Origin of the sequence: Campylobacter showae CC57C (assembly GCF_000344295.2) — a bacterium.
In the GTDB taxonomy this organism is placed as follows: domain Bacteria; phylum Campylobacterota; class Campylobacteria; order Campylobacterales; family Campylobacteraceae; genus Campylobacter_A; species Campylobacter_A showae_B.
The window spans coordinates 1-7,987 of record NZ_AOTD01000016.1 but is presented as its reverse complement, the minus strand read 5'-3'; the positions used below and the strand labels follow the sequence as shown (position 1 = coordinate 7,987).

Below are 7,987 nucleotides of genomic sequence, written 5' to 3'. Positions count from 1 at the left end.
TACTAGCTCCGTTAAAGACGCTCGCGAGACGAGCCGCTAGCGAATTTGCCCGCCTCCGCGGACGACGTATTTATAGGTCGTAAGCTCCCTCACCCCCATCGGCCCTCTGGCGTGCAGCTTTTGCGTGCTGATGCCGATCTCGCCGCCGAATCCAAACTCGCTACCGTCGCTAAAACGAGTCGAGGCGTTGGCGTAGACGACCGCGCTGCCGACTTCGTTTAAAAACCGCTCGACGTTTGCGTAGTCCTCACTTAAAATCGCGTCCGAATGCCCGCTGGAGTGCGCGTTTATAAAGCTAATCGCCTCATCCGTATCTCGCACCGCGCGCACGGCTAGTACGAGATCCAAAAACTCGGCGCCGAAGTCGCTCTCGTCGGCAGTCTTGACGTTTGCCGCACCGCGCAGCTCCGCCTCGCACGCGCCTAGCAGCCGCTCGCTTACGCGAAACTCGACCTCCGGCATTTCGCGCACCAGCTCCGGTAAAATTTCGTCCGCCACGCGCTCGTGTAAAAGCACACACTCTACGGCGTTACAGACGCTTGGACGCTGGGTTTTGGCGTTTTTGATTATCTTTGCGGCTTCGTTTAAATTTGCGCTCTCATCGACAAAGATGTGGCACACCCCCGCGCCAGTCATGATGATCGGCACGGTCGCGTTTTGCGCGATAAAATCTTTTAAATTTTTGCCGCCGCGCGGTATCAAAACATCGATATATTCGCTCATTTTCGCCATTTGCGCCACTACTTCGCGTTCAGAGCTTTTTACTAGCTGCACGGCGCCGCCCGGTAAGCCAAATTTCGCCCCCGCTTCATTAAATAAATTTACTAAAAAAATATTCGAATTTAGCGCGCTGGCGCTTCCTCGCAGGATCGCCGCGTTGCCGCTTTTTAGCGCCAGAGCTGCCGCGTCGATGCTGACGTTTGGACGGCTCTCGTAGATGATACCCAGCACTCCCAGCGGCACGCGAACGCGGCTGATTTGCATGCCGTTTGGATGGCTCCAGCCGCCTAAATTTTCGCCAACGACCTCTGCAAAACCCGCCACCTCGCGCACGCCCTGCGCCATAGCCTCGATGCGGGCGTCGGTTAGCCTTAGGCGGTCAAGCAACGCCGCACTCAAGCCCGATTTCTCGCCGTTTGCAAGGTCTTTGGCGTTTGCCGCTTTTATCACGTCCTTTTGCGCGAGCAGCTCGTCCGCCACGGCGTTTAAAATTTCAAATTTAGCCTTGCTACCAAGCCTCAAAAGCTCGCCGCAAGCAGCCTTTGCACGCTTACAGATATCTAAAATTTCATTCATTTTTCGCTCCTTGATTTATAAAGCGCCCTCTCTTGGGTGCAAAGAGTAGCGCGACAAAGCAAAATTTAGCAATGCGTCTACTAAATTTTAGCTTTAAATTTGACCTGATTATAGCTAAATTCGCCCGAATTTCATGCGACCATAAAAATACGCTATAATCACCAAAATCACGAAAAGGAAGCAAAATGGGCGGGATAAAAGAGTTTTTAAAACACGAAGCCAGCGGCGGTATTTTACTGATGATCGCTACGATCGCGGCGCTGCTATGCCAAAACACGTTTTTGAGCGATTTTTACAACGAGTTTTTAAAGACCAAATTTACCGTGAGCTTCGGCGAATACGGACTAAGCAAACCCCTGATCTTGTGGGTAAACGACGGATTGATGGCGGTATTTTTCTTTCTCATCGGACTTGAGCTAAAGCGCGAAGTGCTGGAGGGCGAGCTAAAAAACCCGTCGCAGATCGCACTGCCCGCTATCGGCGCGGCCGGCGGCCTGATAGTACCCGCGGTTATCTTTTATCTTTTTACTAAACACGACTCCTTCGCGCTTGGTGGCTGGGCGATACCGACTGCGACCGATATCGCATTTGTTCTGGGAATTTTAAGCCTACTCGGGCCGCGCGTACCGACTAGTTTAAAAATTTTCCTCATGATGTTAGCGATCATCGACGACCTTTGCGCGATCGTGATTATCGCGCTATTTTACACAAGCGAGCTTAGCACACAAATGCTTGCGGTCGCGAGCGTTTGCCTAGCCGCGCTTTTTGCGCTAAACAGACTCGGCGTAAAGAGCAAAGCGGCGTATCTAATCGTAGGCGCGGTGATGTGGGTAGCGGTGCTAAAATCGGGAATTCACGCCACACTTGCTGGCGTCGTGGCGGCCTTTTTCATACCGCTTAGCTTTAAAGACGAGCCGGGCAAATCGATGCTAAAAAGCATCGAGCACGACCTACACGGCTGGGTGGCGTTTGGCGTGCTGCCGATATTTGCCTTCGTAAACGCAGGCATCTCGCTGCGAGGCGTCGGACTGGACGAGATTTTGTCTCCGGTCGCGCTAGGCACGGCGCTGGGGCTTTTCGTCGGCAAGCAAGTCGGGGTATTTTCTTTTAGCTTTTTAGCGATCAAATTTAAGCTAGCTAAGCTGCCCGAGGGGTCAAATTTCATCCAGCTTTACGGCATCGCGGTGCTTTGCGGCGTCGGGTTTACGATGAGCCTTTTCGTTAACGGCTTAGCCTACAACGACACGGACGCCTTTGCCTACACGGACAAGCTCGCTATCCTCCTAGGTTCGGTAGTTTCTGGCGCAGTCGGATTTATATTGCTAAAATTTAGCACCGAAAATCCGAGCGCGATAGAAAAATGGTAGCGGGCAAAGCGGCTCACTCCCGCCGGCCGCCTCGTAATCCATAAATCAAATCGCACGCCACGTGCGCAAAACTCGCAAACACGAAGCCGATAGCCAACCCGACGGCTAGGTTGTAAAGCGCGCTGTCGTTTGCGAGGGCGTAGTTGTCAAATCGCACGTAGACGCCCCATCTGCCGCCCATCCCCTCGGGCGCAAAGAGCAGTCCGCTAAGCGCGAGAAAGCAAAATCCGCCAAGCACGAGGAATTTCGCCCCCGTCATGATCAAATTTACGCCTCCGACGTCCGCACGGCCGTAGTTTAGGCAAAAAACGGCGGCGAAAAAGCAGATCCAAAACGGCGCGGCGCAGGCGTAAAAAGCAAGCACGTTTAGGCTCGCGCCGTTACGCGTAAATTCGTCTAAAAACGGCGCAAAAACCCGCACACCGCGGATAAAAGGTAACCAAAATTTAAGCTCTAAAATCTCATCCGGGCTCAAATTTAACGCCCAAATCCCAAGCGTGGCAAAAAATATGACTCCGAGCGAAAACGGCGCCCAGCCGGCTAAAATCGCTCTCTCAAACAAGCTTTTACGCGCCGCAGGGTCGCGCCCGAATTTCGCTTTCGCCGCTTCTTTTTCGTTCATTTTTTTCCTTAAATTTATCAGTATTTCAAAGCGCGCTCAAAAATCAACCGTCAAATTTAACGGCGACCGCGCGGCTAGTTCGGGTAGTCGAATTTGATCAAATTTAGCCGCCGTATCCGCTTAAATTTCACCTGTCGCGCAGAAAAACTCGCTCTAAATTTAGCCCAAATTTGACGCTCTCACGACTAAATTTAGCCGCAGACAAACCGCCAAATTTAACCTAAATCAGCGCGATGTTGTCGATATGCAGCGCCTCTTCCTCGTATTTGTAGCCAAGAACTGCCTCGATCTCCTCGCTCTTGCGTCCTTTTATGAGGGCTAGCTCGGCCGAGGAGTAGTTTGTTATGCCGCGAGCCAGCGTCCGGCCGCTTGTGTCTTTGATAGCCAGCGCCTCGCCGCGCTCAAACTCACCCACGACCTCGCGGATGCCGACTGCTAGTAGGCTTTTGCCCTCTTTTAGCGCCTTTGCTGCGCCTGCGTCGATCACGACGGAGCCGTTATCTGCGGCCGAGTAGGCGAGCCAGTATTTACGCGAATTTATCCTGTTTTTGCCCGCCAAAAAGAGCGTCCCGACCTCGCAGCCTTGTGATGCTCGTACGATGTTTCGCGGGTCGGCGCCGTTTGCGATGATGAGGTGAGTGCCGTTTTTGGTCGCCATCTCGGCGGCGGTGATTTTGGTGCGCATGCCGCCGGTGCCAAATTTACTGCCCTCCGCACCCGCAGCGGCTCTAATGCTATCGTCTAAATTTTCGACCAAATTTATAAATTTAGCGTCCGCAAAAACGCTTGGATTTTTATCGTATAGCCCGTCGATATCGGTCAAAATCACGAGCAAATCAGCCTCGATTAGCCCCGCAACTAGCGCGCTTAGCGTGTCGTTGTCGCCCACTTTTACGCCCCTTATTCCCTCGCCCACGACGGGGTCGTTTTCATTTATGACGGGGATGATTTTTTTAGCGAGCAAGGAGCGCAGGACACTGCGCATATTTAGGTAGCGGCGGCGGTCGCTAAAGTCGTCTTTGGTCAGCAGTAGCTGCGCGATCGTTTTGCCGTGCGCCCAAAATAAAATTTGATAAAGATGTATGAGCGAAACCTGCCCGATGGCCGCAAGCGCTTGCTTTTCGACGATGGATTTTGGCTTGTGCGCGAGCTTCATCTGACCCATGCCAGCGCCCACGGCGCCCGAGGTTACGAAAACCACTTCAGCATTTTCGTTTAGTTCACTTAAATTTGCCGCGATTTGTTTGATTTTGTCCTCGTTTAGCGAACCGTCCGCGTTTGCCAGCGTCGAGGTGCCGATTTTTACGACGATGCGTTTTACGCCGCCTAGAAGCTCTTTTCTGTCCATTTTATCGCTCCGAAATTTTTGAAAATTATACCCAAAACGGCTTATTTTAAATTTTATGTTTTTGTAGTCCTACAGTAATATTAATTTAAATTTCATCAAATAAAGACGCCGTGGAAAAAACGATCGCTACTATCGAAGCGCTAGGCATCCCGCTTGCCGTGATCTATGCTCCAAGAGGCGCTGAAATCGCAACGATGCAAGAGGAGATGCGGGTGCTTGGAGAGATATTCGGGCAGAAGGACAAGGCGCTAAAGCTCTTTGAATACCTCGATAAAACCCAAAAACTCGTTCAGGAGCGCACGGCAAATTTAAAAGAGGATCAAAAGGTCAGCATGCTCTACATGGGGCTTAATCCAAACATCCGCAAAAACGGCGGCGTGGCGAGCGCTTACGGCGTAAATACCCCCGAATCCTTCATCATCGAAAATATCGCAGGCGCTAAAAACGCATTTAGAGGCGACGGCTCAAACGTGATCCTAAGCACCGAGCAGCTTTACGCGATAGATCCCGACGTCATCGTGCTGCCGACCTCAAACGGCTACCACCCTGCAAGCGAGCTTTTAAATTCGGCGGACTTTGAAAAACTAGAGGAGCTAAAAGCGATCAAAAACAAGCGCGTTTACGCCATGCCGTGGTCGCCGATGAACTGCGCGCGCCGCGTGGAGTATCCGATAGATATCCTAATAATCGCAAAAGCGGCCTATCCGCAGCTCTTTTCGGACATCAAGGTTCACAAATTCGTTCTTGATTTTTACAAAGACGTTTACGGCGTGAGCGAGGAGCAGGCAAAGGCGCTTAGAAGCGAGCAAATTTTAGACTGGACGGTAGAGAATGACTTTTAAGCCCGGCGCTTTTAAGTCAAATTTACTATTTTTATTCGTTCTTTTGGGCGCGCTTTTGCTCTGTATGATCGCGGCGCTCATGCTCGGGGATTATAAAATTTCGATCGCTAAAATTTTAGACGTTTTAAATTTGAAAATTTTTGACACCCCCGCCGCAGGTATCTCTAAGATGGATCAAACCGTCATCTTTGAAATCAGAATGCCTAAAATTTAACCGCCGTGATAGTGGGTTTCGCGCTTTCAAACGCGGGCGCGATATATCAGGCCTGCTTTAAAAACCCGCTCGTGGAGCCCTTTATACTGGGAGCTAGCTCGGGTGCGGCTTTGGGCGCGGCTCTGGCGATACTATTTTCTGGCATATTTTTTTAATATCGCTTTAAGCGCGTTTGCTTTTTCATTTTTCGCGGTGTTTTTGTCCTACACGCTTGCAAAAAACGGCGGCATAGTGCCCGTGGTGGGGCTTATCCTGTCGGGCGTCATCGTAAGCTCGATATTTTCGGCGTGCGTATCTATAGTAAAATACGTCAGCGAGGACGCGCAGCTAAGAGAGATCACATTTTGGATGATGGGTGGGCTATACTACTCCAAATGGCAAAGTCTAGGCGAGATCGCCTCGGTCACTGGAGTTTGCTTTTTGGCGCTCTGCACGCTTGCGTGGAAGCTAAATTTACTAAGCCTAGGCGACGATCAGGCAAGAAGCCTCGGCATAAATCCCGAAAAATACAAGCTCATATTTATAACGATCGCTACCTTGATGACCGCAGTGTGCGTGGCAAATGCGGGTATCATCGCATGGATCGGGCTCATCATGCCTCACGTCGCGCGCCTCATAAGCGGCCCTGATAACAGATGGGTGCTGCCGCTATCGGGGCTCATAGGAGCGCTGTATCTGCTCGTATGCGATACGCTCGCGCGCACGGTAGCGATGGCCGAGATTCCCGTGGGCATCATAACCTCTTTGGTGGGCGCGCCCTTTCTTATTGCGCTTTTAAGAAGCAAGGCAAAGGAGCTGCTAAAATGATACTGCAAACGAAAAATTTATCCTTTAGCTACGGCGGATTCGGGCTCGAAGACGTAAGCATCGAGATCAAAAGAGGCAGCATATGCGGGCTTTTGGGCACCAACGGCAGCGGCAAGAGCACGTTTTTTAACTGCTGTATGAAATTTTTGCATATCAAAGGCGGCGAAATTTATGTCGATTCGCAAAACACAAAGCACAAAAGTCCCGCGTGGATGGCTAAAAACATCGCCTACGTTGCGCAACACACCGAGCTACACTTTCCGTTTTTCGTAAGAGACATCGTCCTGATGGGACGCTCAACGCACGTAAAGAGCCTATTTGGCTTTAGTAAAGACGACAAAAGGGCGGTGAGCGAGGCGATGGAGTTTATCGGTATCTCGCATCTAGCCGATAAAAAGATGAACGAGCTTAGCGGCGGGCAGCGGCAACTCGTTTTTATCGCCAGGGCGCTCGCGCAGGATACGCCGCTCATCTTGCTTGACGAGCCCACGTCCGCGCTTGATTTTAAAAACCAAATCACGCTTTGGAAAATTTTAAAAAAGATCGCTGCGGGCGGCAAGACGATCGTCATATGCACGCACGAGCCAAACCACATCCTTTGGTTTTGCGACGAAGTGATAGTGTTTAAGGGCGGGCGGATCGTCTCAAAAGGCAGCGTCGCGCAGGTTTTAAACGACGAGCTGCTGGCTAAAATTTACGGCGACGTCTGCACCTTTGAAAAGCTCGCGCAAAAAGAGGTGATCCTGCCTAAGCTCTAGCTACTCCTCTAAACTATACCCGATACTGCGCACGGTCTTGATTAGCTCAAAAGGCAGCTTCGCGCGTAGCTGACGCACGAGCGAGCGCAGGCGATCGGACGAGACGTTTTCGTCTTTATAGATACTCCACTCAAGCTCCTGGATTGTTACTACGTGCGGGGCGTTTTTGGCCAAAATTTCTAAAAACAACCCCTCTTTTTTGCCAAGCATTATATTTGCGCCGTTTATGTGCAGCGTGAGGCTGTTTTTGTCGTAGATAGCGCCGTTTTTTAGCTCAAATTTGCTCCCGAGTAAAATTCGGCAGTTTCTAAATACGCGAAACAAAAACTCCTCGGGCAAAAAAGGCTTAACCATAAAGTCGTCGTATTTTGCGTAGTAAATTTTCTTGTAAAGCGTGGGAATGGCCTTATCTATAAGGATCATAACGGGAGTTAAGCTTCCGTTATCTCGCAGAAATTTGACCGAGTCGAAATTCGCTAGATCCTTCGTCTTTACGTCGATGACGTAAAAGATGTAGCGGTTGCCGCTATAATAATCCTCTTTTAGCTCGCTTAAATTTTCAAAACGAACTAGGCGGATGTTAAAACGGTAAAGCGCGGCGTTGAGGTTTAGCTGCATCTGAGCGTCGTCACTAATGAGCAAAATTTTCTTCATTTTAGCCTACTTTTTGGTGGCATTGCCTTCTTTATTTTCTACTTTCGGCGCTACATAATCCTCCCCAAAATAAGCCTTC

General features: G+C 50.5%; 8 protein-coding genes and 1 pseudogene. 5 read left to right on the top strand and 4 right to left on the bottom strand.

Translation table 11 applies throughout. The features are described 5' to 3' along the window. Nucleotides 1-36: 36 nt before the first annotated feature. Nucleotides 37-1,296, bottom strand: a complete 1,260-nt coding sequence (locus H740_RS00970) for a glutamate-5-semialdehyde dehydrogenase (RefSeq protein ID WP_004322042.1) — start codon at nucleotides 1,294-1,296, stop codon at nucleotides 37-39. A gap of 185 nt (nucleotides 1,297-1,481) precedes the next feature. Here H740_RS00970 and nhaA point away from each other — a divergent pair, with 185 nt between their 5' ends. Beyond that, entirely contained in the window at nucleotides 1,482-2,663 is a 1,182-nt protein-coding gene (nhaA, locus tag H740_RS00965; RefSeq protein ID WP_004322041.1) for a Na+/H+ antiporter NhaA, read from the top strand. Between the two features lie 13 nt (nucleotides 2,664-2,676). Here the strand turns inward: nhaA and H740_RS00960 are convergent, their stop codons facing one another. Both H740_RS00960 and proB read right to left on the bottom strand, forming a co-directional pair. After that, the gene (locus tag H740_RS00960) at nucleotides 2,677-3,285 is read right to left on the bottom strand and encodes a hypothetical protein (RefSeq protein WP_004322039.1); all 609 of its coding nucleotides are present in this window, start codon (nucleotides 3,283-3,285) and stop codon (nucleotides 2,677-2,679) included. A 220-nt stretch (nucleotides 3,286-3,505) separates the two neighbouring features. After that, nucleotides 3,506-4,633: a glutamate 5-kinase gene (proB, locus tag H740_RS00955; RefSeq protein WP_004322037.1), complete on the bottom strand. Its 1,128-nt coding sequence runs from the start codon at nucleotides 4,631-4,633 to the stop codon at nucleotides 3,506-3,508. A gap of 110 nt (nucleotides 4,634-4,743) precedes the next feature. Here proB and H740_RS00950 point away from each other — a divergent pair, with 110 nt between their 5' ends. The 4 genes and pseudogenes from H740_RS00950 to H740_RS00940 all read left to right on the top strand — a co-directional run bounded on the left by H740_RS00950 (nucleotide 4,744) and on the right by H740_RS00940 (nucleotide 7,254). Next, nucleotides 4,744-5,475, top strand: coding sequence for an ABC transporter substrate-binding protein (locus tag H740_RS00950; protein WP_004322035.1), 732 nt, complete (start codon nucleotides 4,744-4,746; stop codon nucleotides 5,473-5,475). Then, nucleotides 5,465-5,689 (top strand): hypothetical protein, encoded by a 225-nt coding sequence (locus H740_RS12025; RefSeq protein WP_004322033.1) that lies wholly within the window; start codon nucleotides 5,465-5,467, stop codon nucleotides 5,687-5,689. The genes H740_RS00950 and H740_RS12025 overlap by 11 nt, the downstream gene beginning before the upstream one ends. Nucleotides 5,690-5,694: 5 nt before the next feature. After that, a pseudogene (locus tag H740_RS00945) lies at nucleotides 5,695-6,496 on the top strand (FecCD family ABC transporter permease). Continuing rightward, entirely contained in the window at nucleotides 6,493-7,254 is a 762-nt protein-coding gene (locus tag H740_RS00940; protein WP_004322030.1) for an ABC transporter ATP-binding protein, read from the top strand. Before H740_RS00945 ends, H740_RS00940 begins: the two are co-directional and overlap by 4 nt. Here H740_RS00940 and H740_RS00935 read toward each other — a convergent pair whose 3' ends face one another. Then, nucleotides 7,255-7,908 (bottom strand): response regulator transcription factor, encoded by a 654-nt coding sequence (locus tag H740_RS00935; protein ID WP_004322028.1) that lies wholly within the window; start codon nucleotides 7,906-7,908, stop codon nucleotides 7,255-7,257. It abuts the gene before it with no gap. Between the last annotated feature and the right edge of the window lie 79 nt (nucleotides 7,909-7,987).